The following is a 24,928-nucleotide window of genomic DNA, read 5'->3' as shown; positions in this document are numbered from 1 at the left end:
GCCTATTGTTAGTCTTTACCCTCAAGCGATGATGCGAAGGTACCGCAGCGATCGTTCTATTGTGCGAGGGCCGAAGTCTTTAGCGAGTCCGCCCCGAACACCGCCGAGGCCTCCTTCAAACAATCGATAAAGTGCAGTGCCGCAGGCGTAAGACGTGCATCTCGCCGCGCGATGATCGCGACGGTTAGCTGAGGCAACGGTTCCTGCAATGTCAGTGCCTTGATGCCGTGCCGCTTGAATTCGATGTCGACAAGCGGCTTGGCGAACACGCTCAGAACATTGGTGTGGGCGACGAGTCCGAGTGCCACCGAGAAAGAAGGACATCGAACGATGCGTTTAGGTCTCGCCATGCCATTCGGCTGAAAAATCGAACGCGTCAGATCATCGCCACCCGCGCCATACAACGGCATGCACCACTGTTCATCGTGGATCTCTCGCAACGAGCGGGCACGGACGCGCGGATGCCGGTTCCTGGCACCGACCACGAAGACCGAACGGAAGAGTGGAATGTAGGTGAATTCACCGTCGGCTTCTTCTGGCTCTTTCAGCAGATGGGTGACGATGAAATCGAGCGTACCGTCACGCAGCCTGGCGAACCCGAACGTATGGCTTCCCTCGCTGAAACTGACCGTGGCCTCGGGCAGGCTGCGCGTAAATGCATCAAAAGCAGCCGGCAGAATCGTGAACGCGACGGTGGGACTCACAGAGATCGATACTGATCCGGTCGTCCCGTGCTTGATCTGCTCAAGCTCGTCGCGCGTGCGGCGCATCTCTTCCACCAACAGCCGGGCGCGGACTTCGAATGCCTTGCCATACTCCGTGAGTTCAATGCCCTTCACGCTTCGCGTGATGAGTGGAACGCCGAAATCGAGTTCGAGTTCGCGTACGACTCTGGTGACTGCCGGCTGCGTCAAGCCCAGTGCACGCGCCGCACCACGAATTGTCGTATGTTGGGTCACCGCGAGAAACGCGTTGAGTTGGTTAAGTTTCATGGCTGCGGGAGATGACAACAAAACGTTATCGAGGTGAAATATTTTTTGTCTTTTGTTTATCAATCCCAGTATATACGCTTACCTCCAGAGCCATTCGCAGCAGCATGGATCCGCGCAGTCAATTCAAGCTCTTTCGAAACCTTTTCCGCCCGGTTCGCGACCAAAGCTGTTCGGCGGACGCCATCAACTTTTTCAAACTTAGGGAAGTGACCAGCATGATCAGCGTGAATCAGGACAGGCTCTGGCGTTCGTTGATGGACATGGCGAAGATCGGCGCGACGGCTAAAGGCGGCAACTGCCGTCTGGCGCTGACAGACGAGGAGGTACAGGGCCGGCGCCTATTTATGCAATGGTGTGAAGAAGCCGGATGCGAGCTTCGCATCGACCCAATCGGCAATATCTTTGCGCGCAGGAACGGCACCCAGAAAGATGCCCCGGCCGTGATGTGTGGAAGTCATCTTGACACCCAACCCGCGGGCGGTCGTTTTGACGGGGTATACGGGGTATTGGCGGGCCTCGAAGTGATCCGGACTTTGAACGAACTTGACGTCAGCACCCGGTATCCCATCGAGGTCGTGGCCTGGACCAACGAAGAGGGCTCCCGCTTCACACCGGGCATGATGGGGTCCGCTGTGTACAGCGGGAAACTCGACATAGACGTCGCGCGCGCACGCCCCTGCATGCAAACCGGCGTACTCTTGAGTGATGAGTTGCGACGTACCGGATTCGCCGGCACTGCGACTGATACCCAGATGCCAAAAGCCTATTTCGAGGCGCATATTGAGCAAGGACCGATACTGGAAAACGCCAATCTTCCGATTGGCGTGGTCACCGGTGCCCAAGGCATCTACGAGCTGGAAGTGACGATTGTGGGATTCGAATCCCACGCCGGCACGACGCCTATGAATTTGCGTAAGGATGCATTGGAAGCCGCCGCCAATATGATTGCGTCGATGCTTGATCTCGGCCACAAAATTGATCCCGATGCGCGCGTGACGGTAGGACACATCGATTGTTATCCCAATTCGCCAAGCACGATACCTGGCAAAGTCGTCTTCAGCATTGATGTACGGCACCCGCAGCAACCGATGCTCCAGAAACTCGTCGCCGAAATCAAGGCTATCTGCGCCCAACGGGCCGTGACCCACGGTGCGAGTGTCGACGTGCAAACGGTTGCGGCCTATGAACCCGTCGCCTTCGACGTTCAATGTGTCCAACGCGTAAGGCAAGCGACGTCATCGCTGGGTTATCCCGCCATGGATATTTGCAGCGGGGCAGGCCACGATGCGGTCAATCTGTCGTATGTCGCGCCCACCGCCATGATCTTTGTACCCTGCAAAGCCGGGCTGAGTCACAACGAGTTGGAAGATGCGGATCCCGTACATCTCGCGCAAGGTGCGTCGGTGCTGGCAAATGCGCTTCTGGACGCGGCTATGTAAGCTGAAATGGGGTGCGACGTGTCAGCGCCGATGGGCCAGCGAGCGCACCAGCCAGTCACCCGTCATCTGCACGGCCTGCACCAGCACGATGAGCACCACGACAGTGGCGGCCATGACCTGATTGTTGAAGCGTTGATAGCCGTAGCGGATCGCCAGATCGCCGAGGCCACCGCCGCCCACCACACCCGCCATCGACGAAAAGCCGATCAGCATCACCACCGTCAGCGTCAGTCCCGCGAGCAGCGACGGAAACGCCTCGGGCAGCAGCACTTTCTGGATCACGTGGCGCGCGGTGCCGCCCATTGCGACCACGGCCTCGACGCGGCCACGGTCGATCTCGTCGAGCGCCGCCTCGACGACGCGCGCAAAGAACGGGATCGCGCCGATCGATAGCGGCACAACCGCCGCCGAACTGCCCAGCGTCGTCCCGACGATGGCACGCGTCAGCGGAATCAGCGCGATCAGCAGCACGACGAACGGCACCGACCGGCCGACGTTGACGATCGCGCCGAGCACCGCCCCGAGACGCGGCGCATCAAGCACGCCGTGAGTCCGCGTGACGAACAACAGCACACCGAGCGGCAAGCCGATCACGAGGGTAACGAGCGCCGCAAGCGCGACCATGTAAAGCGTTTGTGCCGTTCCATTGAGCACCAATGGCACGATGTCGGTCCATGCATCAAGATTCATACGCGCTCCGCCCTCACCCCGCGATCGTTCAGAAACGCCAGCACGCCGCCGAAATCGAGGCCGCCTTCCGGCGCCTGAAAGCCGACCCGCAGACGGCCGACACGCTGCCCGCCGATGGCTTCGACGCCACCGCCCAGCAGCGTCACGCCGATCGAGTGCTCGTGCGCCAGCTTGCTGAGCACGGGTGAGGCTTCGACGGTATCGGTAAACGTCAACTCGGCAACCGCGCCATGCCCCTGCGACAGGCCCGCACACGCAGGCAACAACGACCTGCCGAGACGCGATGCGGGGTTGCCAAGCAACGCCGCCAGCGGGCCGGCCTCGACCACCTTGCCGGCTTCCAGTAAGGCTGCGGAATCGCAGATCGACTTGACGGCATCGAGTTCGTGCGTAATCAGCACGATCGTCACGCCGAGACGCTCGTTCACGTCGCGCAGCAACGCGAGGATCTGCTGGGTGGTTTCCGAATCGAGCGCGCTGGTCGCTTCATCGCACAACAGGCAGGACGGCTGCGCCGCCAGCGCCCGCGCGATCCCGACGCGCTGCTTCTGGCCGCCGGACAACTGCGAAGGAAATGCGTGCGCCTTGTCGGCGAGCCCGACCAGTTCGAGGAGTTCGGCGACCCGCCGCGCACGCTCGGCGCGCTTCATACCGACGATCTCCAGCGGCACCGCGACGTTGTCGGCAACATTACGCGCGTGCAGCAGATGAAAGTGCTGAAAGATCATGCCGATGCGTTGCCGCTGCCGCCTGAGCGCAGCGGCCGGCAGCGCCGTCAGCTCTTCGCCGTCCACCCACACGCGTCCCGAGGTGGGGCGCTCCAGCAGATTCATGCAGCGAATCAGCGTGCTCTTGCCCGCGCCGCTGCGCCCGACGATACCGAAGATCGAACCGTCGGCAATCTCCAGCGAGACGCCGTCGAGCGCGGTGAACTCGCCGCTGCCCGAGCGGTAGACCTTGCGCAGATCCTCAACGCGGATCACGCGCCGCTCCCAGCTGAGTGCACCGGAATTACCGAGCCGCGATAGTGGTCAAGGATAAACTTCGCGACCTGCGGCGAGTTGAGTACGGCCGCGAGACGCTTGATCCGCGGATCGTTCGCCAGTTGCGGCGTGGTCACGACCACGTTCGCGTACGGATTGCCTTCCACTTTTTCGAGGCCGAGCGCGTCTTTGGCGGGGACGAGGCCCGCTTCCAGCGCGTAGTTGCCGTTGATCACGGCGAGATCGACGTCATCGAGCGAGCGCGGCAGTTGCGGCGACTCGATCTCGATGATTTTCAGATGCTTCGGATTGGAAACGATATCGCGCGGCGTCGCGAGACTCGCTTCGCTGCCGGTGATACCCGGCTTCAGTTTGATCAGGCCTTGCGCCTGCAGCAGAAAGAGTGCTCGGCTCAGGTTCGTCACGTTGTTCGGCACGGCCACCGAGCCGCCATCCGGCACCTGCGCGAAGCTCTTATGCTTGTGCGAATAGACGCCGAGCGGCTCGATATGCACAGTCACGGCTACCGCGAACTTCTGGCCGAGCGCCTGCTCCTGTGAATGCAGATACGGCACGTGCTGGAAATAGTTCGCATCGACGTCGCCGTGCGCGAGCAGTTCGTTCGGATTGACGCCGTTCGCCACCTCGATCACGTTCAGCTTCAGATCGGGCGCGATCTTTTGCACGTAGGTCAGGATTTCCGCATGCGGCACCGCATCGGCAGCCACGCGAAGCGGCGGCGCGTCGGCCGCGCTCACGTGGGCGGCAAAGGTGAACGGCAACACGGCAAAGGCCGCGTTACGAACAAGACGGATCATCACTGAACGGAGCATGGAAGTCCTGGCGCAAGAAAGGTTGAACGACGCGCGGCAGGCGGCCACGCGTAAAGACACCGCAAGAAAACCGGTTTGACTGGGCTTAGGCAGGCTGTGCGCCGAGCACATCCTGGTAGTGACGCTGCGCGACATCCGGATGCGAGCGCAACCGCCCCTTCAGATAGTTCGGGCCGACGTCATGAAACAGCGGATTGTCGGGATCGCTCGCCGGGCCGCGCGCCTGGGCCGCAAGAGTTGGCGGCAAACTCAGCAGCGGCACCGTCGCGTCGAGTCGCGCGCCGAGAAAGAACGCGATCGACAGACGCTCGCTGCCTACCGGTGGACTCACCACGCGATGCACGGTGGCACGCAAATAGCCATTGGTTGCCAGTTCCAGCAATTCGCCGATATTCACGACGAAGGTGCCCGGCAGCGGCGCGGCGTCGATCCATTGACCGTCGTCGGTGGCGACTTGCAGCCCGGCTTGCCGGTCCTGCAGCAGAAAGCTCAGGAAACTCGAATCCTTGTGCGCGCCGACGCCCTGATCGCTCCTGGTCGCCTCGCGGCCCGGGTAGCGAATGATCTTGATGTGCTGGTTCGGCGTCTCGCCGTAGACAGGTTCGAATGCGTCTTCAGGTTGCTCGAGCGCCGCGGCGAACGCGCCAAGCAAACGGACCGCCACGCGCGTCAATTCGGCTTGCCAGCGCAACAACACAGGTTTCAGTTCGGGCAACGTGGCCGGCCATTGGTTCGGGCCTTGCAGACGGGTCCATACCGGCACGCCGTCACCCTGCGCAATCGGCGGCCGCTCGGCGCCGATATCGAACTGCTCGCGCCAATCGGGCTGACCGCGCGTCAGTTCGCCGCCGGCCCGCGTGTAGCCGCGAAACTGTGGAGAGCGCACCATATCGAGCGCGCGCTTTTCCGCTTCGGGTAGCAGAAAGAAGCGCCGCGACAGCGTCTGTACCGAGTCGATCAACGTCGCGTCGACGCCATGGCCGCGCAAATAGAAAAAACCGATATCGCGTGCGGCATGGCGCAGATTCTCCAGAAAGACCGCGCGCGCCTCGGCGTCGCCATGATCGAATTGCGCCAGATCGAGAATCGGCAACGCCGCTGCGGTGATGTTGTTTGCCTCAATCATGAAGTCTTGCCTTGCCGGGAATGCCCGGCGATCCGGCGGCACACGCGTGCCACGGATGTGCTTCACTTCACTTCGCGTCGCACAACTAGCCGGATTCGCCGGTTTCAAAGAATGTCTGAAACTGCGAATCGATGCTATCAGCGGCGTTGAATGCGGCAAACCAACAAATCACGCTTTCGATATGTGTGAATTATCGGGATCTGGTGCGGTGTCCTAGCCTAGTGTCCTCCGCCACTGGCCGCACTGGCATCGGTCCTGACCGGCTTCGTGAACCATCGTCAGGCCGGCGCTCCCGGCAAGCCGGCATAGTAACTCCCCGCTGCCATACCGCCATCGACGGACAACTCGCTGCCATTGCAATAGGACGCCTCGTCGCTGGCAAGGAACAGCGTCGCCCGGGCAATCTCGTCCGGTTCGCCGACCCGTTGCATCGGCACGTGTTTATAGGCCTTGTTGACCTCCTCGACCGGTGCCCCACCCGGATTCGACATCAGCGTGTTGACGCCACCTGGATGAATCGAATTCACACGGACACCATGGTGACCGAACTCGAGCGCGGCGACCTTGGTCAACCCCCGCACGCCCCATTTGCTCGACACATAGGCCGCAAGCGCGTTGACACCGCGCAACCCGTCAACCGACGAAATGTTGACGATCGAGCCGGCCCGCTGGGTCTTCATGACAGTCGCGACCGTGCGAATGCCCAGGAAAGTGCCGACGAGGTTGATCGAAACGGCGCGCTCGAAGTCACGTTTGGACAACGCGGTGATCTCGCCGAACACCAGCACGGCTGCGTTGTTGACGAGCACATCGATGCGTTCAAATTTTCTGAGCGTCGCCGCGACGAGGGACTCCCAGTTCGCTTCGTCGCTGACATCGAGGCGCATGAAACAGGCTGCGTCCCCCAGTTCGCCTGCGAGCGCCTCGCCCTCCGCTTCCAGCACATCAGCGATGACCACCCGCGCCCCTTCCTGCACGAAGAGGCGGCACGTCTGTTCGCCCATGCCGCGGGCGCCGCCGGTGACAATAGCGACCTTGTTTGCAAGACGACCCATGATGATGAAGCTCCTTTTCTGACGGGCTGAGCGCGTCGCCGCGGCGGGAGAGCGCAAGCCAGGTTGATGTGGTTGTAGAACCAGGGTTTTGGAATCCCCGAGCGGGGCTACGCCTGATTTTCCGGATCGTCGACGAGTGCCGGTGCGCTTCGACCCGCGAACAGAATCTTCGCCATTCCATCGGCGAGATCCATCGCCAGCGTCGACGTCACGACGCAGCGCGTCACAGAGATCCTCCAGACACCGTCGAGCTTGCGATACTCGTCCTCGTAGTACGCACCCAGTTGCGTGACCGCGCGATCGCGTGTGTTGATCAGGTAGTAGAACAATCCCCAGGTGCCGCGTGCGGTCGTATCGTCGACGAGTGCAATCTGCGGATTCGCTCCGTGATGCATTTCGACGATATGGTCGTGACAGCCGAGTCGCTCGAACACGTCGACCAGTTGATCGCGGTCGCTGAACACGCCGATACGCCCGTAGTCGATCAGCACCTTGCCCGGCGCGAAGCAGTCGCGTATGCCCTGCGGGTCCTTCCGATCGCAGCAAAAGAAGTAGCGCGACTTCAGGCTGCGGATCGCCTCCATGTCTTCGAGCCTGCGCAGCCGCGCCTCCAGGTGGTCCATTGCCGTCATGTAGTCTCCGGGTTCCGAGGCTGATCGAAAGCGACGCCTTTGCGCCAAGTTACAAGTTCCACAGCAAGGCTCAATCATCCATTCAGACTAACTGTGACGGCAGCGGGGATCAGGGCTAACCCCATGTCGCCCTCTTGCTGCTCTGCAACACAGGCGCTGCGACTAGCGGTCCCGGCCGCCCCCACACACCCAAGGTTTCCCCCTAATTCAATCGGACTAAGACCCGGTCAACCGGCGGTGCTAGCCTGAGTCCATACAAAATCATCGCTCTGCCGCGCCCCGGAATGGCCGCGCAAGACGAATCCTGGCTGAACTGGACGGAGACACCATGAAACGCATTTCCCGAAAACTCAGTGTCGTTGGCGGATGTACGGTCGCGTTATTGGCGCTCGGCGGCTTCGTGCGCACGCATGCGAGCGATGCCAGTTCGGACAATGGCGCGCGCGCGGCAGCCTACGCCAACCTGGACCCGACCGGTTGCTCGCTAAACTGTCCGATCGTCAGCCGGAATCAATTGGGTATGGGTGCGCTCAATACGCTCGCGGCGCATTGATTCGATCGATCGCGGTCTACGCCCTATCGCGCGACAAGGATGGCGGCGCATCGGCCAGAACGGTCCGATGCGTTGCTCATTGCAGCCGAAAAGCCGTTTCGAAGCGCGCGATGAACTGCTCGCATTCTGTCTCCGGCAAATGATTGATACCCGCCGCGCGCTTTCGTCCGCCGCCCGTGTCGAAGCCACGGCAGAAATCGTCGGCCCCCAGCGTTTTGCCCGCCGGCACCCGCACGCTCACGACGAAGCCGCCATCGGACTTCGGCGATAGGACCGCGAGCGCGCTGTCCGGCCGCGTTTGCATCAGTTCGTTGGCAAGCACCCCGGTCGCGCGTCGCGCCCACGCTTCTTGAGGAAGCCTGACCAGTGTGGCGCCGCTCACCTCCCGTTCGGGACGCAGCGCACGCGCCTTCCCCATATCTTCACGATAGCCCTCGCACAGCGCCGCGAAAACGTGGGTCTCCCGCATGAAATCGCTCGGGTCGGTGAACGGCAATATCGCCTCGGCCAGTACAGCAGGGTCGAAGTGCAGGTCGTCGACGGTTTCGCCGTAGGCGTTGTAGTTCAGGTGACGTCCCAGTTCCGCGAGCGAGACAACGGTTTCGGGTGCAAGTCCATACGCTTGAGCGAGCGCCTGGCCAAGCTGCGGCAACTCATCGCCGAAGGCCGCGACGATGGCCCAACGGACATGTCGTCCGCCCAGGTAGCCGTTGACGATCGAGCTGGTGCACACGTCGGCCGAGGTGTTGATATGGGCGTCGAAGCCCGGATGAGCCGGCAGATCACCCGCAAAATGATGGTCGAAATACCGGACCTGCGCGCCGGCCCGCAACAGACGGTTGACGTCCGCACCGTTCTGTTCGTGCGAGACGTCGAGGACGGTAACCCGATCGCCGCGACCGGCTTCGATACGCCGCAACAACTGGATGTCGCGCTTGACGCCGGTGACCAATACGGCCTGCGGTGCCTCGGCGAGCCGCAACTGTTGCAGCGCGCAGAGTCCATCCGCGTCGCCGTTGAAAGCGAAGAAGTGAGTCGCCGTTGCGACGGCGCGCGAATCTTCCGCGCCCGCAGCGCCGCTGCGTTGATGCTGATGTTGATCCGTGACGATAGGCTGGGTCACAGTGTGTCTCCAAACGGGTCGAGTCAAGGCATGAAGTCGCCGCCGTTGGCGTCGAGTGTCGCGCCGGTGATGACTTTCGCGTAGTCGGACACCAGAAATAGTGCCGCTTTTGCGCAGTCGTCGTCGGTCGGAATATGTCCTAGCGCGATATTCGCCGCGATCGGCGCGATGATCTGCTCCTGCGGCACATTGTACGCAGCAGCAGCCTGCCGGACATGTTCCTGCACCGGCGCGCCCCACATCCAGCCCATGTGGATGCTGTTGGCCCGGATTCCATGCGGCCCAAGTTCTCGCGCAAGATACTTGACCGCCACCGCTAGCGCGCCTTTGGACGCCGCATAGCCCGCTTCACCCGGAAACGGCTTGCGCACAGCCTGCGTGTTGATCATGACGATCGCGCCGCTGCCGCGCTTTTTCATGTGCGGCACCACTTCCTGCGTCAGGTTCATCGTACCGAACACGTTGGTGTCGAACACCGAGCGCCAGCCATCCAGATCGGCCTCTTCAATCGGCTCCGGGAATTTGCCGTGCACAAATGCGCTGTTCACCAACGCGTCAATCCGGCCGAAGCGCTCGATTGCCTGCGCGACCAGGTGCTTGCATTGCTGCCTGTCGGTAATGTCCGCCGTCACTTTCAGCACCTGACAATCGACGCCCAATTCACGGATCCGCTGTTCCGCCTCATCCAGTTTCGCCGGGGTGCGGGCGGCGGCAACCACCGCGTGCGCCCCCTCGCGCGCGGCCTCGACGGCAAGCTTGATACCGAGACCCGGACCGATGCCCGATACCACGACGACCTTGTTTCTGAGGAGCATGTCAAAGATTCCCTTGATAGTTATACGAGTAGCAGAATTCCAGGCAGCGGTTGCGGATGCGCCAGCCGTCGCCGGTGCGCACCAGTTCATCCGCGTACCAGATGCCGAAGAACATCACCTTCTCACTGCCATCGGGTTGCCGCATAACCATCGGGTTGTGGCACATCGTGCGGGCGGTCGCCGTCGCGCCTTGCAGCGTGATGCTGATATTGCCCATCATGTGCTGGCTGCGCGGAAACTGCGGCAATGCCTCGGCCAGAAACTGCCTGGCCCCTTCGAGCGTGCAACGCGGGCCGCCGGTCGCGCGGTAGTCGATCACGGCGTCGGCAGTGAAAATACGATCCAGCGCGGCAAAATCGCGCGCATCGATCGCGGTGCCGTAATCGATCAGTAAATCGGAGATGTCGGCCCGGTCGAGCAGGTACTGCAAATCGCGCGGCATGACTTTCCTGTGTGTGTGTCGATGATGAGTGGGCGTTCTGAATGCGGGCGCAGCGCGCTGGCTGCACGGGGAACCGCGCGTTAAGGCGCCGCGGTTACACCGGGCAAAATATGACGTTCACGGTACGGCGCGAAGTCGCGTTCAAGCTGCTCCACGCTCAGTCCGAACTCCGCGAGCGTGTAGTCGTGTACGGCGCGCTTGTCGCGGCTGTTGTGCGACAGCCATGCCTTCATCGCTTCGCGGACATCGTCCGGAAACGGCATGCCGGCAAAGCGATACACCCGCTCGATCACGCCGAATGGATCGGTCACGGTGTCCTCGAAACGGATGTCGAGAAAACACCCGGCCGGCAGCGTGGCACGTACCTCCATTGCGTGGTGAACCGCGCGCCTCATTTGCGCGGACCATTGCCCGCCGACCACTTTGGCGTCCGGCGCGTCGGCGAACATTTTCCACAGGGTGTGCGCCATGCTGGCCATCGACGGAATCGTCATGGTCGGATCACGATGGGTCAGCACCACTTTTGCGCGCGGGAACACCTTGAACAGGACTTCGAGGGTATGCAGATGCTGCGGTGTCTTGAGTATCCATCGCGGCGCATCCCGAACGCCGCGTTGCCGCTTTTGCCATTGCAGGAACTGCAGCATCTTTTTCAGGTATGCATAGACGGGGGTCTGGTCCTGCTGCGCGAGCCAGGCCGTATACGTCGGGACGTTTGCATACGAGTCCATTGCGCACATGAACGAGTGCTCCATCAGCATGAACTCTTCGTCCGGCTGCATCGCATCGAGTGGGTGAATCGCGAGAATCTGCGGGATGGTCTGGATCATCTGCTCGACCTCCGCGCAAGCCGACGCGATGCGCGGCGCGGGATGCTCAACCGCTTCACCCGGCAACGGCGCCGGGTAGCGCGTTTCCCACCAGGCCGCCGAGTAGAAGCGCGGGTCGACGGCCAGCATGCGTTGCAGCAGCGTGGTGCCGGTCCGCGGCAAGCCGACAATGACAAGCGGGTCATCAATCGGTTGCGTGAGGATCTCGGGATTACGCCGGCAATAGTCTTCGATGACCAGCCGGTTGACCAGTTGCGCCAGCACCTTGCCGTGCAACATCGCCTCGCCTTGCGGCGACACGTTCGCCTCGCGGGTCAGCGAATCGATCAACACGTCAAGCGCTTCGCGATAGTTGCCGGCGCCGAAATCGGTCAGGCCTCCCGAGCGTTCAATCGCCAGCGCCAACAGGCGGTCCGCGTCGAGGCGGGTTGCCGTGGTAGCGTCCGTCGTCATACTGCCTCCTCAAGCGTTTCGAGTTTGACGACCCGAGCGACCGGATGCACCGGATGCGCGGCGCCGACCCAGCGCCAGCACATCGTGCCATTGCGATGCCCCGCCGTGTCGAGCCAATTGGACTTGCCCGGATTGCGCGCGCTCAGGATCAGCGTCACGCCGCCATTGGCGTTGTAGCGCGCCGAATGTTTGTTGATGCAGATGGTGTGGTGCCGGTAGTCGAGCGATTCCATCCAGTAGTTGTTGATCTGCAGGTTCCAGAAGTCACATTCGGGTATGGATGCCGCCTCGATCACCAGCGCCTCGTCGTCGCCAAGGGTCCAGTACGAGTGGTAGTAGAAGATGTTCGGGTCACCGCCCACCGCCTGGCACACCGCCTGGTCGGCGGGCGGCAACTGGTTGGCGTGGTGCTGATAACCCGCGGCCCAATCCGCGAAGAGACGTGCGGTGTTCTCGACGAAACCGGCCGCGCGCAACAGGCCGGTGTGCAGCGTGGCGGGATCGAGCGCAGCCGGCTTGTCCGTCGAACCGATGCGCTCGATCTTCAGTTGGGCGGGCTTCTCCGACTTGCGATCGAGAAACGTCTGCCGCGCGATCAGCGCGTTGGTGCCCGGCTCCATACGTACCCAGTTGCCTTCATGCGGCCGTTGGCTCAGCACGATTTCAAAACTGCCGTCCGCCTCCACCGCCAGATGGTTGGCATCGATGAAGCCCGTCTGGGTCATCTTGCCGTCGGTCTCGTAACCACCCTTCTGCGTGCCGAAGCTCAAATACGCCACCGTGCCGCGCTGACCGGAAACCCGATAGTCGTGTGCGCCGTTCAGACGCGCATATTGGTAAAGATTGTCCGGGTTATCCGCGCCGATCTTCGCGGTTTCATGCGATGGCGAGAAGAAGCCGGGGAAATCCGCGTCCGCGAATTCCACATGCATTTCAAGCGCGATTCGCAAGAGCCGGCTCAGATAACGAAATCCCTCCGTGCGGGTCAGCGCGTCGCTGGGTGCCTCCGCCCTGAGAATCTGCTGGCCGCTGCGTTTTAACGTCTCGCAGAATTCAGCCCATGCCTGGCCGGAAAGAAGCTGTTCTTCACTGGAATGTGCCGCCATGCCGGATCTCCGTCGTGTCCTTGAAAACACACGATACAAGTGGACGAATTCCGCGCTCTTCGTCCGACCGGACTAACTTGGGTTTACCCGCCAATAGTCCACCTGGACGAGGAACGCGACGGCATGCCTCTGACAGGATGATCGCGCGCGACAACGCGCGACAACCCGCTTTCCAAGGAGGCTTATATGTCCAGTCAGCAAAACCTGGTGACATCGATCAAGGTCGAAATCGATGCGCCTGCGTCGCTTGTGTGGGACGTGCTCACCGATCTCGCCCAGTATCCGCAATGGAATCCGTACACGGTCAAGGTTGAATCGACGCTCAAGATGGGCGAACCGGTCAACCTGTTCCTGCCGAACCCTGCCGCGCCCGGCGAACTGCTCCACGTGGTCGAACACCTGGTGGCGTTCGACCGCCCGACGCTGCTGTCGTGGGAAATGATCCCGTCAGCCGGCAACCCGGATGCAGCGCGCCGCGACCAGGTGATCGAAGCCACGGGCGAGGCAAGCTGTACTTACTATTCGACTGACCTGTTTCTGGGGCCGACGGCGCCGGTCGTGATGGCCACGCACGGCGAATGGGTGCGCATGGGCTTCGACGCGGTCGCGCGCAGCCTGAAAGTGCGGGCCGAGTCGCTCTACCAGGCCGCATGCGCGACGCAGCCAGGCTAGTCCCGTTCGTACGGACAAACCGCGCCTCATGCGTTTTTTAGTCTGGTCGGACGAAGAATGCATCGGCACCGGACCCGTACTGTCTCCTTCATGCGCGGCCCCTCATCTTCGTCACGGGGCCCAGCAAACGATAAGGAGACTTACGATGTTGACCCACTTGGAGCGTCTGGAGGCGGAGAGCATCCACATCATGCGCGAGGTAGTGGCCGAATGCGAAAACCCGGTGATGCTGTACTCGATCGGCAAGGACAGCTCGGTCATGCTGCATCTCGCGATGAAGGCGTTCTATCCCGCCAAGCCTCCCTTTGCGCTACTGCACGTCGATACGACGTGGAAATTCCGCGAAATGATTGCGTTTCGCGACCAGACCGTCGAGCGGCTCGATCTTGAACTGCTGGTCCATATCAACCCTGAGGGCGTCGAGCAGAACATCAATCCGTTCACACACGGCTCGGCGGTGCATACGGACATCTGGAAGACGCAGGGCCTGAAACAGGCGCTCGACCACTATGGATTCGATGCCGCCTTCGGCGGGGCGCGCCGCGACGAAGAGAAATCGCGCGCCAAGGAACGCATTTTCTCGATCCGCTCCGAACAGCACCGCTGGGACCCGAAGATGCAGCGCCCCGAACTCTGGCATCTGTACAACGCGCGCAAGCGCAAGGGTGAAAGCATCCGCGTGTTCCCGATTTCGAACTGGACCGAGCTCGACATCTGGCAATACATCTACCTGAACGAGATCCCGATCGTGCCGTTGTACTTCGCGAAGGAGCGCCCGGTGGTCAAGCGTGATGGGACGCTCATCATGGTCGACGACGAACGCATGCCGCTTCACAGGAACGAAGTACCGGAGATGAAGAAAGTGCGTTTCCGCACGCTCGGCTGCTACCCGCTCACCGGCGCGATTGAAAGCGAGGCCGATACGTTGACCGGCATCATCCAGGAAATGCTGCTGGCGAAGACGTCGGAGCGCCAGGGACGGCTGATCGACAGCGATTCGGCCGGTTCGATGGAAAAGAAGAAACAGGAGGGATACTTCTGATGGCACACGTTTCCACCATGATTGCCGACGACATCGAGCAATATCTGTCGACGCATCAAACCAAAGGGCTGCTGCGCTTCATCACCTGCGGCAGTGTCGACGACGGCAAGAGCACGTTGATCGGCCGGCTGTTGTACGAGTCGAAGATGCTATTCGAAGACCAGCTCAGCCAGCTCGAAGCGGATTCGAAGAAAGTCGGCACGCAAGGCGGCGATCTCGACTTCGCACTGCTGGTCGACGGACTCACCGCCGAGCGCGAACAGGGCATCACGATCGACGTCGCGTACCGCTTTTTCTCGACCGAGAAGCGCAAGTTCATCGTCGCCGATACGCCAGGACATGAACAGTACACGCGCAATATGGTGACCGGCGCCTCCACGGCCGACGTCGCGATCATTCTGATCGATGCGCGCAAAGGCGTATTGACCCAGACGCGCCGCCACAGCTACCTGGTGTCGCTGATCGGCATCCGGCGCATCGTGGTGGCGATCAACAAACTGGATATGGTCGACTACGCGCAAGACGTGTTCGATCGAATCGAAGCCGAGTATCGCGAGTTCGCCAGGCAGATCGGCCTGGACAATATCGTCTGCATCCCGATGTCCGCGCTGCGCGGCGACAACGTCACCGAGCCCAGCGCCAACACGCCCTGGTATCAGGGACCGCCGCTGATGACGTATCTGGAAGCCGTACCGATCGAAGACGATGCACAACGCAACAACGCGTTCCGCCTGCCGGTGCAATGGGTCAACCGGCCGCACCTGAATTTTCGCGGCTATGCGGGCAACATCGTCTCAGGCAACATCCGTCGCGGTGAACGCGTTCGCGTGTTGCCGTCCGGCAAGGAAAGCCGTGTCGCGTCGATCATCACCGCTACGGGCGAGTGTGACGCGGCATCGTGCGGACAATCGGTCACGCTGACGCTGGAAGACGAAATCGATGTCAGCCGCGGTGACGTGATCGCCTGCACCGACGCACCGCCCGCCGTCGCCGACCAGTTCGAAGCCACCCTCGTCTGGATGAGCGACGAGCCGATGCTGCCAGGCCGTCCTTATCTGCTGAAGATAGGCACCCGTCTGGTGAGCGCCACCAGTGCGCAGCCCAAGTACAAGATCAACGTCAACACGCTCGAACACCTGGCGGCCCGCACGCTTGATCTCAACGAAATCGGCGTGTGCAATCTCAGCCTCGACCGGCCGATCGCGTTTGACAGCTACGCCGAGAATCGCGATACCGGCGGCTTTATCGTGATCGACCGGCTGACCAACAATACGGTCGGCGCCGGCATGCTGCATTTCGCGTTGCGGCGCTCGCAGAACGTGCATTGGCAGGCCATCGACGTCGATCGTGCGGCGCATGCTGCGCTCAAGGGCCAAACGCCCCGCATCGCGTGGTTCACGGGTTTATCGGGCGCGGGCAAATCGACCATTGCCAACCTGGTGGAGAAGAAACTGCACGCGCTCGGCAAACACACCTATCTGCTCGATGGCGACAACGTGCGTCATGGGTTGAACAAGGATCTCGGCTTCTCCGAGGCCGACCGCGTCGAGAATATCCGGCGTGTCGCCGAAGTAGCGCGTCTGATGACCGACGCAGGTCTGATCACCCTGGTGTCGTTCATTTCACCCTTCCGCGCCGAGCGCAACATGGCACGCGCGCTGGCTGGCGCGGGCGTGTTCGTCGAGATATTCGTGGACACGCCGATCGATGTCGCCGAACAGCGCGATCCCAAGGGACTGTATAAGAAAGCGCGGCGTGGCGAACTGAAGAACTTCACCGGCATCGACTCGCCGTATGAGCCGCCTGAACAGCCGGAAATCCGCATCGACACCACGACCGACTCGCCGGAGCAGGCCGCGGAGCGCATCGTGGCGTATTTGCTGGGCGATAGCAATCCGATTTAACGCCTTCACGCCGTTCAACGGCCGTGTTACCGCGCCGCCCCATCGACTAGATCAAACGGACGATGTGGGCGGCGCGCACGTTTGTATGATCGTTGCAAACACAAGAAAAAATCCTGAGTCCATGTTCATCGGAGACACCGAACATGTCGATGGCGATGTCGGCGGATTGCGACACTGTCGCTTCCGAATATTTTGACGCGGCGGCGCTTGCCCCTCGGCAATTGAGTGCGCTGCTCGGCCTCGTCTATCAGGGGCCTTTGGAAGCGACGCCGTGGTCGCGCCTGCTGGAATGCATCCGGCAGCAGCTTGACGCGAGTTTTGTCACGCTGGTGCTGCGCAACCCGGCGAGCGACCGGCCCGGCCTGATCGTCAATGCGTCCTCCTATGGCACGCTATTGCCGGGCGAGCCATCCTACAGCGAGCACTACTATGCGATCTGCCCATTTACCACCCTGCCCGCCGGGCAGGTGGTCACCGCCGACGAACTGTTTGGCGAAGCAGCCTGGTGTGAGCATGAGTTCTATCTGCAATACCTGAAGCCGCTTGACCTCCGTTATATCCTCGCGGCCAACATCCGCACCGACGACGGCGTGGAATGCGCGTTCTTTGTCAGCCGCGCCCATCGCGGTTGCGACTATGGCAAAGCTGACAAGGCATTGATCGCCATTCTCCTGCCTCACCTGAAACGCGCCGTCGATCTTCACTCGACGCTCGACGCTCTCGAGTCCGAGCGCACCTTGTATGCAGGCACCATCGACCGCATGCTGGTGGGCACCGTGATCCTCGACGAACATGGCAGGGTGATGAAGAGCAACGGCGCGGCCGACCGTCTGTTTGCGAAGCAGGACGGCATTTACCTCAGCCACGATGCCTTGCATGCGCACTGTCCGCTGGAGAATCGCAAATTCCAGAAGACAATTCAGTCGGCAATCAACAATCACCTCATCGCCGCCACCGCATGCGTCGAGGCGACGACGCTGTCACGACCGACAGGTGAAATGCCGCTCAGCGTTCTGATGCGCCCGATTCCGCTCAACTATTGTGCGGAGGACAAGAGACGGCGGCCAGCCGTCGCCGTCTTCATTCGCGATCCCGCCGGCTCGCCGCAGAATTCGCGCGCCATGCTGCGCAAGTTGTTCCGCCTGACGCCGACCGAAACGGAACTCGCCCTGCTTCTGGTTGACGGCCTCACACTGGATGAAGCCGCCGATGCGCTCGGCGTGACGAAGAACACGGCGCGAGCGCATTTGCGGGGCGTATTTGCGAAAACTGGCGCGACGCGCCAGGCAGTGCTCGTGAAGACGCTGCTCAATAGCGTGGTTTCGATGGTGTGAAGTAACGTGCTGCGGGGCGCCACCTGCCCCGCAGCGAAACTGGCTGACTGGACGGTTCGAAATTACGACCTCAGAGACCTGACGCCCGAATCGAATCCGGCGAAAAATGTCCTTCATTGAATTCCGGGTCGCTGTTCAGACGCACAACCTTCCCCTCGTTCGTCATTCGATCAGCCATATACGCCGAAGAAATCAGATCCTGGTAGAACACGGTTGCCGCATAAAATCGCTGGGCATCGTACGCATAGAACGTCGTTTGCATATTGGTTCGCCACAACTGACCTTGGGCGTCATAGTTGTCGGCCAGCAACGCCATCCACGTGTCTTCGTCAAGATAGATCACCCGCTTGGCGTACTGATGCCGATATCCTGACTTCAACGTTGCCTCCAGAACCCAAACCCGGTGCAACTCGTAACGGACAAAGTCTGGATTGGGATGTCCTTTCGTCAACAGCGACGCATATTTGATCGAAGAATCGTTCAGTTTGTAGTTATCGTACGGGACATAGATCTCTTTCTTGCCGAGAATTTTCCAGTTGTAACGCTCACCGGAACCATTGAATAGCCGGTCGTCATCAACCGTTCTGAATCCGCCTGGCCCCTGAGGCTGATCGAATCCATATTCGGGAGACTGGCGGACACGTCGCGTACCAGGGTTGTATACCCATGTTTTGGTGAGATCGGATCCTTCGTGGTCCCAATAGGTCTGCGAGACAATAAGGCTGCCACGGTCGCTAAGCGGCAGATCCGTTCCCACACGAGCGAACGTCCTGTCAATAAACGGTTGGCTGGGATCAAACTTCGGGCCGTTCATCGGCGACCAGATTTCGTATTTCCACTTTCCCCAGGCAATACTCCCAGCCGGATAGACCACTGCCTGATCGTACACCGCGGACTCGGTGGCAATGGCCGACGAGAAACGTAGGTTCCACATCAACTCCTGCCCATTATGCGGAATAGGGAAAGGCGCCTGCGGAGGATAGTTCTTGAGGCCATTGCCGTCCGCAGTCATCTGCACATTCTGCGCATACGTGCCAATTCGTTTGTACGCTGCCTCGTCGTAACGAAAATCTCGATGACTCGGGTAGATGATCATCTTGAACGAAGAGGGGTATTGCTTGAACAGCGCCTTCTGACCGTCGGTCAGATTGGCCTGGTATTCGGACATGTTTTGCGCCGTGATGACGAAGCGCGGCTGTTCGCCCGGGTACGGATCGGGATATCGCTCCCCCTCCTTGTATGCGACGCCTGGCGGCGATCCCAACCACTTTCCGGTCCATGCGGGAATGGTTCCGTCCTTGTTGCCCGCACGCTCGGCTCCCATCGGCGTGAGCGCGCTGCCCAACTGGTTGAACTCTTCTGCGCTCATGGCGGCCAACGCGGAGGTGCTCGACAATATCATTGCTACATTTATGCTAAGCAATCCGAATATTTTTGCATATGAAAGTATCACTTTATCCTACTCCATATTGATGATTAGTTTTTGACTGATTTTCGATGAAGCCGAAATCAGCTTTCGTTCGGGTCAGGTCAGATCAAGTCCGGTCATCAGAGATTTGCAAAACGAGCTTCGCTCGGTGCGTGCCGTTCTGAACCATGCTATGAGCGTGCGCCACTTTGTCCATGGGCAACGATTCGATGCGCGGCGGGCGGACCTTACCGCCAGCAAGCAGATCCGCGACCTGGCCTAGTTGCCGGCCGCTTGGCATCTTGCTGAAAGTCAGCCTGGTCCGAAGACCTCGCCGCGCTGCGTCCTCATGATCCGGGCCGGTATCGCCTTGCATCAACGTCAGGATACTGACCAGGGTGCCGCCCGGTCGTAGCATGTCCAGCCCAGCAGGCAGCGTCGCGCAACCGATCGTGTCGAGGATCAGGTCAACCCCTGCCGGCGACCAGTCATGAACGGCAGTCAGGATGTCCTGGGTTCGATAGTCGATGTTGCATTCGGATCCGAGCGCCGTAGCATAGTCGAAGTTGTAGGCACCGCACGTCGCTGCGACGTGGGCACCGGCGTGCCTGGCAAACTGGATCGCGAATGCGCCGACGGCCCCCGCCCCGCCGTGGACCAGCACACGCTGACCGGGTTGAAGCTCCCCATCCTCAAAGAGACCAGTCCATGCCGCCAAAGCGGGGGTCGGCACCGCAGCGGCCTGCGCAAAACTAAGGTTCTCGGGCATGCGCACCACTGAGGCCTGCGAAACCGTGACGAATTCCGCGTAGGCCCCCCATTTGCCGGCCCCAACATCGCTCTGTGCAAAAACCCGCATGCCCTTCTCGAAGCCGACCACGTCCGCCCCAACATCGATCACGGTTCCAGAAAGATCAAACCCGATGACAAAGGGGAACGTATAGTTGATGAACGATTTCAGATAACCTTCCCGGCACTTCCAGTCCGCCGGATTCACGCCTGCGTACGCGACCTTGATCAGAATCTCGCCGGGACTGGCTTCGGGTCTCTGAACACGGGCGATCTTCATGACCTCCGGTCCGCCAACGCGATCCAGCACGACCGCGCGCATTGCAGCACCTTCTGCAGGTTCCATTTCGTCTCCGTGGCACATCGTTCGCGATCAGGCGAGGGTTGCCCCTGCCGGCCTGTCGCGAGGGTGCTCATGCTCTGTTTCAAAAGTGACAGGCCGACGCCTGAGGAATATCATCGCCGCGCCCGCGAGCCTGCAAGAATCGCTAACTGGGACATGACCTGGCAGACAGGCTTTCGGCGTGAGGTCATTATCTGGTCGCGACGAACGAACAACGCTTACCGTTTCGATCATTAACCGTTACGACCTCGCTCAAAAGGAGATTTGCGTGGCAACTTCGCGCAAGCGGCACACTGCGCGCGTGCCGCAGGGTTTGGGCTCGCGTTTGCTGGACGAACTGAGCCGCCATGGCGGCACGAGCGCCGCAAGTACGCTGCCGGTTTTACCCGATGCCACCGACCCTCTTTCGGCCGACCATTTCGTCTCGATGTATCGCGCGGCTATCGAGCAATTGGAGGCACAAGTCGCGCAAGGTGACGGCCATCCCCCGATGCGCAAGACCGAGGTCGATCTCATGTGCCGGTGCCTGCTCAGCTGCCGCTCACTTGATGAGGCCATACACTGCGCGATTGACTTCTGCACCATGCTGCATCCGAGGGCGGGCGCGTTGAGTTTGAAGTCGGCCAACCTGACAGCAACGTTCTGCATGGACTCGTTGCGTCAACGGCAAAGTTCTGCGGCATGCCTGGTTGATCTGACGGGCTTGCTGTTCTATCTCCAGCTCTTCAGCTGGTTAATCGGGCAACCGCTGAAACCGGGCAAGGTCTTTCTCGCCCATCCGCTGCGCGAAGACGCATCACCCTTCCTCGGCCTGTTCGGGGCCCCGGTCGCTGTTGGCGAGCCGACCTACGGGTTCACATTCGACGCCGCTTTGTTGACGCGGCCCGTGTTGCGTCAGCCGGCAGAGCTTGCTCCGTTCCTGATGGACGTGCCGTTTCGGCTGACGGGAACGTTTCCAGACGCGTTGTCATTCTCCCAACAGGTGTACGGCTTTCTCGATGCCGCACTGGCGCGGGAAGTTCCTCTTCCAACGCTAAGCGAAATCGCCACCGCCCTTGGTATTAGCGAACCGACACTCCGGCGGCGCCTGGCCGCTCAAAACACGGGATACCAGGCGTTGCGCGAACAATGCCTGCGAGAGTTCGCTGTGCGCTGTCTGCATGCCACGAACTGGTCGATGAGCCGCATCGCAGGCCATCTGGGTTTCAGCGACGAAGCCTCGTTTCGCCGCGCTTTCGTTCGTTGGACTGGGCAGGCGCCAAGCCATTTTCGCCGTCGCAAGTAACGGGCTGGGACGCTCAGGGCATCTCGTGTCAAACATGGCTTCCCGCAGGGTCTTCACACAAATTCCGTTTTGATCGCCACGGTAGCGTTTGCCGACCGATGTGGTGCGGGTCACCCTTAATGAGCCACCACATAATGGACTCACTCGCTCGCGCTTCCGTGCAAAACGGAACGATCGAGTCTCCCCGGTAACAATCAGACTTAGCCAAGCGCAGCTTCGCGCTGCGAGTCCCCGGCGCCCAGGCGAACACGCTCACACAGAGGGAACATACAGACCATGACGATCGGCGCACGACCGCTGGGGCGTTTCAACGCCTGCCAGTACGCCACTGTGCATTCAGGAGGCAGCAGATGATCCACGTGCTGGATGAAATCGTAGTGAATGCCGAGCACGTTCCTGCCGTGCTGACTCTTGTGCAAGAGCAGCACCTCAGTCACAGTTCGGCACGGGGGCTCACGCTGCTCAATCGCTGGGTGTCGCCGCCTGTCGCCATCCCCGACGAACCCAATACGTTGTGGCTACTGTGGCAGTTACCGGACGTGCTCGCTTATTACGGCATGCGCGCCGCCGCCGGGTTGGAAGTGATCGAATTCTGGTCCGCGGTAGATCGACTGGCTCATCGTCGCCGGCGCCATGTTCTGACCGGCGCCGATCAGCCACTGCCTGAACCCATGGGGTGTCCTGATGCGACTTGAAACAGCCCAGCTCTATCTTGACCATGATGCTTGCCCGGATACGCTGGAGCGTGAACTGGAGGCATGCACTCACTCGCTACCCGGTCTGCGCCGGATTGTCGTTGGCCGAAACATGGAAGGCTGCTGGGGGGCCGGCGGCTACACCGTCGATCTGCACTTCGAGGGCGGTGCCTGTGCTGCTACTGCTGCCGCGGCGGCCGCGTGCCTTGCGCAGTTGCCGGGTGTGTCGCGCGCGGATCATCTTGCGTATCGACCTATAGACGGCGGCCAGCGAGCGGCTGGCTTGCAAAATGGCGTTTGGCGCACGTTGCTATTTCGCGTCAGGCCAGAGGCAGGCAGCGAACGCGTTGCCGCCCTCGAGCGCGATCTGCTGCGCATGCCCGCGTACATGCCGACGATTCGCAACTGGCAACTGAGCCGTGTCACGTCGCCCAGTGAGTGGTCCCACGTCTGGCAGCAGGAGTTCGCCTGCGTCGAGGACCTTCAGGGGGAGTATCTGACACACCCTTTTCATTGGGGCTGGGTGGATCGCTGGTTCGACCCTGAGTTTCCCGAATGGACGGTAGAGGCAATTTCCCATGCCTTTTGTCCGCTGGAATCGACCATCCTGACCCTTCCCCCCATCACGCAAAGAACGATATGACCAACAAGCCACAAAAATTGATCGGCAAAGTCGCGCTCATCACTGGCGCGAGCCGGGGAATCGGGCGGGCCATCGCTCAGCGCTTCGCTGCGGAAGGCGCCACGGTGGTAGTCAGCGGTCGAAGCCTTGAGCAATCCGTCGTCCTGCCGGGCACGCTGGCCGAGACGGTAGCGTTGATTACGCAGGCGGGAGGGCATGCAATCGCACTGGCGGCCGACCTGGAAAAGCGAGCGGAGCGTGACACTCTGGTGGCCCGTGCAGACGCAGCGGCGGGTGGCATCGACATTCTGGTGAACAACGCCGGCTTCGCCGAGTACAGCCTCGTCGAGACGATGCCATTGGCGATGTTTGACCGTACGCTGGACCACTACCTACGGATACCATTCACGTTGAGTCAGGCGGCAATCCCGCTGATGCGCGCACGTGGAGCCGGCTGGATCCTGAACCTCGGCTCAGTGACGGCGCTTGCGCCATTGCGCCCATATTCTGTGTTCGATAGCGCCGGTGGTGTAACGGCGTACGCGGCCATTAAGTCTGCGGTTAACCGCTTTACCCAGGGCCTCGCCGCCGAGTTGGAGGCCGACAACATCGCAGTGAATTCCGTGGCGCCCAGTACGGCCATTCGCACGCCCGGCGCTGACCAACATATCCCGGCGCAGTATCCGACCGAAGCGGTCGAGTACCTGGCCGAAACGACACTTGCGCTTTGCCACCTGCCAGCACGCGAACGGACCGGCCTGATCACACACAGTCTGCACTTTCCGCTTGCCTGGCAACTGCCCGTCTACTCGCTGGACGGACGCGAGCTTTTGCCGCCGCCGACGCTGCCGGACGTGGCCCATCCACACATTGTTCCTTCCGGAGCCTGATCTTGACGACACCCATTCGCTTCGACGGCGGTACCGCCGTGATCACTGGGGCGGCCAGCGGCATTGGCAGCGGTCTTGCACGCCATGCGGCATCGCTCGGCATGCGTCTGGTGCTGGCAGACGTCGACCAGCCCCGGCTCGAAGCATTTGCCGCCACGCTGGACTCCGACGTGCTGACAGTAGTCACTGACGTCGGCATTCCAGACGCCGTGGACGCATTGGCAGAACAAGCCTGGCAGCGATACGGCCGTGTGGATCTGCTGTTTAACAACGCCGGCGTAATGGGCACTGGCTTCAGCTGGGAGATCTCTTTCGAGCAATTCGAACGCAGTTTCGCAGTGAACGTGCACGGCGTGCTGAACGGTATTCGTAGCTTCGTGCCCCGGATGCTAAAAGCTGGCGCGCCTGCACACATCGTCAATACCGCATCGATTGGTGGATTCCTTCCGAGCCCGTTGATGTCAACGTACTCTGCCAGCAAGTTCGCGGTCGTGGCATTGACCGAATCGCTGCACGGCGAGCTCAAAATGGTGAACGCGCCAATTGGCGTGTCGTTGCTGGCGCCCGGGCCCGTTCAAAGCGGAATTTTCGACGCGCCTCTGATCGGGACGGCAAAGCGCCCCGAGGTCGAGCAGTTCGTTGAGACGCTGCGCAGGATGCTGTCGACGCATGGCCTGACACAAGACGCATTCGCTGAACGCGTGTTCACTGGCATCCGCGAGAAGCGTTACTGGTTGTTGCCTCAGCCGGAAATGCTCGACGAACCGCTGCGACAACGCACGGAAGGCATCCTCGCACGTCGCGATCCTGAACTGCCTACGTACTGACGGCGCAACGGTCAGGGATCAACGCAAAAGAGCGCGGAGAACGGC

Annotated in this window: 25 protein-coding genes; 11 read left to right on the top strand and 14 right to left on the bottom strand. The window is 61.0% G+C overall.

The window, feature by feature from the left end; translation table 11 throughout:
• Positions 1 to 56 precede the first annotated feature (56 nt).
• Positions 57 to 992 carry a LysR substrate-binding domain-containing protein gene (locus PQQ96_RS14755; protein WP_408292805.1) on the bottom strand — a complete coding sequence of 312 codons (936 nt, stop codon included), beginning with the start codon at positions 990 to 992 and terminating at the stop codon, positions 57 to 59.
• 215 nt (positions 993 to 1,207) lie between these two features.
• On the opposite strand from PQQ96_RS14755, the gene PQQ96_RS14750 reads away from it, so the two are divergent.
• Positions 1,208 to 2,431 carry a Zn-dependent hydrolase gene (locus tag PQQ96_RS14750; protein WP_408292899.1) on the top strand — a complete coding sequence of 408 codons (1,224 nt, stop codon included), beginning with the start codon at positions 1,208 to 1,210 and terminating at the stop codon, positions 2,429 to 2,431.
• Positions 2,432 to 2,452: 21 nt separating this feature from the next.
• Here the strand turns inward: PQQ96_RS14750 and PQQ96_RS14745 are convergent, their stop codons facing one another.
• From PQQ96_RS14745 to PQQ96_RS14720, 6 genes are all read right to left on the bottom strand, one after another.
• A complete protein-coding gene (locus tag PQQ96_RS14745; RefSeq protein WP_408292802.1) occupies positions 2,453 to 3,121 on the bottom strand; it encodes a methionine ABC transporter permease in 669 nt (222 codons plus the stop codon).
• Positions 3,118 to 4,104 (bottom strand): methionine ABC transporter ATP-binding protein, encoded by a 987-nt coding sequence (locus PQQ96_RS14740; RefSeq protein WP_408292799.1) that lies wholly within the window; start codon positions 4,102 to 4,104, stop codon positions 3,118 to 3,120. The genes PQQ96_RS14745 and PQQ96_RS14740 overlap by 4 nt, the downstream gene beginning before the upstream one ends.
• Complete coding sequence (locus PQQ96_RS14735) at positions 4,101 to 4,937, bottom strand: MetQ/NlpA family ABC transporter substrate-binding protein (protein WP_408292796.1); 837 nt, start codon at positions 4,935 to 4,937, stop codon at positions 4,101 to 4,103. The genes PQQ96_RS14740 and PQQ96_RS14735 overlap by 4 nt, the downstream gene beginning before the upstream one ends.
• Positions 4,938 to 5,022: 85 nt before the next feature.
• Positions 5,023 to 6,063: an isopenicillin N synthase family dioxygenase gene (locus tag PQQ96_RS14730; RefSeq protein ID WP_408292793.1), complete on the bottom strand. Its 1,041-nt coding sequence runs from the start codon at positions 6,061 to 6,063 to the stop codon at positions 5,023 to 5,025.
• Positions 6,064 to 6,341: 278 nt separating this feature from the next.
• Positions 6,342 to 7,118: a glucose 1-dehydrogenase gene (locus PQQ96_RS14725; protein ID WP_408292790.1), complete on the bottom strand. Its 777-nt coding sequence runs from the start codon at positions 7,116 to 7,118 to the stop codon at positions 6,342 to 6,344.
• 107 nt (positions 7,119 to 7,225) lie between these two features.
• Positions 7,226 to 7,750, bottom strand: a complete 525-nt coding sequence (locus PQQ96_RS14720) for a nuclear transport factor 2 family protein (protein ID WP_408292787.1) — start codon at positions 7,748 to 7,750, stop codon at positions 7,226 to 7,228.
• A gap of 328 nt (positions 7,751 to 8,078) precedes the next feature.
• Between PQQ96_RS14720 and PQQ96_RS14715 the strand changes: the two genes are divergently transcribed.
• Positions 8,079 to 8,303, top strand: a complete 225-nt coding sequence (locus PQQ96_RS14715) for a hypothetical protein (protein WP_408292784.1) — start codon at positions 8,079 to 8,081, stop codon at positions 8,301 to 8,303.
• A gap of 76 nt (positions 8,304 to 8,379) precedes the next feature.
• Here PQQ96_RS14715 and PQQ96_RS14710 read toward each other — a convergent pair whose 3' ends face one another.
• The 5 genes from PQQ96_RS14710 to PQQ96_RS14690 all read right to left on the bottom strand — a co-directional run bounded on the left by PQQ96_RS14710 (position 8,380) and on the right by PQQ96_RS14690 (position 13,072).
• A complete protein-coding gene (locus PQQ96_RS14710) occupies positions 8,380 to 9,426 on the bottom strand; it encodes an acetyltransferase (RefSeq protein WP_408292782.1) in 1,047 nt (348 codons plus the stop codon).
• Between the two features lie 23 nt (positions 9,427 to 9,449).
• A complete protein-coding gene (locus PQQ96_RS14705) occupies positions 9,450 to 10,241 on the bottom strand; it encodes an SDR family oxidoreductase (RefSeq protein ID WP_408292779.1) in 792 nt (263 codons plus the stop codon).
• Between the two features lies 1 nt (position 10,242).
• Positions 10,243 to 10,683, bottom strand: a complete 441-nt coding sequence (locus tag PQQ96_RS14700) for a nuclear transport factor 2 family protein (protein WP_408292776.1) — start codon at positions 10,681 to 10,683, stop codon at positions 10,243 to 10,245.
• A gap of 80 nt (positions 10,684 to 10,763) precedes the next feature.
• Positions 10,764 to 11,966 (bottom strand): sulfotransferase family protein, encoded by a 1,203-nt coding sequence (locus PQQ96_RS14695; RefSeq protein ID WP_408292773.1) that lies wholly within the window; start codon positions 11,964 to 11,966, stop codon positions 10,764 to 10,766.
• Positions 11,963 to 13,072 carry a DUF1214 domain-containing protein gene (locus PQQ96_RS14690; RefSeq protein WP_408292771.1) on the bottom strand — a complete coding sequence of 370 codons (1,110 nt, stop codon included), beginning with the start codon at positions 13,070 to 13,072 and terminating at the stop codon, positions 11,963 to 11,965. The genes PQQ96_RS14695 and PQQ96_RS14690 overlap by 4 nt, the downstream gene beginning before the upstream one ends.
• Positions 13,073 to 13,258: 186 nt before the next feature.
• Here PQQ96_RS14690 and PQQ96_RS14685 point away from each other — a divergent pair, with 186 nt between their 5' ends.
• From PQQ96_RS14685 to PQQ96_RS14670, 4 genes are all read left to right on the top strand, one after another.
• Complete coding sequence (locus PQQ96_RS14685) at positions 13,259 to 13,744, top strand: SRPBCC domain-containing protein (RefSeq protein ID WP_408292769.1); 486 nt, start codon at positions 13,259 to 13,261, stop codon at positions 13,742 to 13,744.
• Positions 13,745 to 13,772: 28 nt separating this feature from the next.
• Positions 13,773 to 14,786: a sulfate adenylyltransferase subunit CysD gene (gene cysD, locus PQQ96_RS14680; protein ID WP_408292766.1), complete on the top strand. Its 1,014-nt coding sequence runs from the start codon at positions 13,773 to 13,775 to the stop codon at positions 14,784 to 14,786.
• Positions 14,786 to 16,690, top strand: coding sequence for a sulfate adenylyltransferase subunit CysN (gene cysN / locus PQQ96_RS14675; RefSeq protein WP_408292763.1), 1,905 nt, complete (start codon positions 14,786 to 14,788; stop codon positions 16,688 to 16,690). Before cysD ends, cysN begins: the two co-directional genes overlap by 1 nt.
• Positions 16,691 to 16,839: 149 nt before the next feature.
• Positions 16,840 to 18,024: a helix-turn-helix transcriptional regulator gene (locus PQQ96_RS14670; protein ID WP_408292897.1), complete on the top strand. Its 1,185-nt coding sequence runs from the start codon at positions 16,840 to 16,842 to the stop codon at positions 18,022 to 18,024.
• Positions 18,025 to 18,094: 70 nt separating this feature from the next.
• Here the strand turns inward: PQQ96_RS14670 and PQQ96_RS14665 are convergent, their stop codons facing one another.
• Both PQQ96_RS14665 and PQQ96_RS14660 read right to left on the bottom strand, forming a co-directional pair.
• Positions 18,095 to 19,426, bottom strand: a complete 1,332-nt coding sequence (locus tag PQQ96_RS14665; RefSeq protein WP_408292894.1) for a DUF1329 domain-containing protein — start codon at positions 19,424 to 19,426, stop codon at positions 18,095 to 18,097.
• 133 nt (positions 19,427 to 19,559) lie between these two features.
• Positions 19,560 to 20,543, bottom strand: a complete 984-nt coding sequence (locus tag PQQ96_RS14660) for an NADP-dependent oxidoreductase (RefSeq protein WP_408292760.1) — start codon at positions 20,541 to 20,543, stop codon at positions 19,560 to 19,562.
• A gap of 346 nt (positions 20,544 to 20,889) precedes the next feature.
• Between PQQ96_RS14660 and PQQ96_RS14655 the strand changes: the two genes are divergently transcribed.
• The 5 genes from PQQ96_RS14655 to PQQ96_RS14635 all read left to right on the top strand — a co-directional run bounded on the left by PQQ96_RS14655 (position 20,890) and on the right by PQQ96_RS14635 (position 24,883).
• A complete protein-coding gene (locus PQQ96_RS14655) occupies positions 20,890 to 21,849 on the top strand; it encodes an AraC family transcriptional regulator (RefSeq protein WP_408292757.1) in 960 nt (319 codons plus the stop codon).
• A 350-nt stretch (positions 21,850 to 22,199) separates the two neighbouring features.
• A complete protein-coding gene (locus tag PQQ96_RS14650) occupies positions 22,200 to 22,544 on the top strand; it encodes a hypothetical protein (RefSeq protein ID WP_408292755.1) in 345 nt (114 codons plus the stop codon).
• Entirely contained in the window at positions 22,534 to 23,187 is a 654-nt protein-coding gene (locus PQQ96_RS14645; protein WP_408292752.1) for a Dabb family protein, read from the top strand. Before PQQ96_RS14650 ends, PQQ96_RS14645 begins: the two co-directional genes overlap by 11 nt.
• Entirely contained in the window at positions 23,184 to 24,056 is an 873-nt protein-coding gene (locus PQQ96_RS14640; RefSeq protein ID WP_408292749.1) for an SDR family NAD(P)-dependent oxidoreductase, read from the top strand. The genes PQQ96_RS14645 and PQQ96_RS14640 overlap by 4 nt, the downstream gene beginning before the upstream one ends.
• A 2-nt stretch (positions 24,057 to 24,058) precedes the next feature.
• On the top strand, positions 24,059 to 24,883 hold the full coding sequence (locus PQQ96_RS14635; RefSeq protein WP_408292746.1) for an SDR family NAD(P)-dependent oxidoreductase: 825 nt from the start codon (positions 24,059 to 24,061) through the stop codon (positions 24,881 to 24,883).
• Positions 24,884 to 24,928: the final 45 nt, after the last annotated feature.

The sequence above is a fragment of the Paraburkholderia sediminicola genome (genome assembly GCF_046027825.1).
Taxonomy (GTDB): Bacteria; Pseudomonadota; Gammaproteobacteria; order Burkholderiales; family Burkholderiaceae; genus Paraburkholderia; species Paraburkholderia sediminicola_D.
Note: the sequence above shows the minus strand (reverse complement) of the source record. Positions and strands in the feature narration are given on the sequence as shown.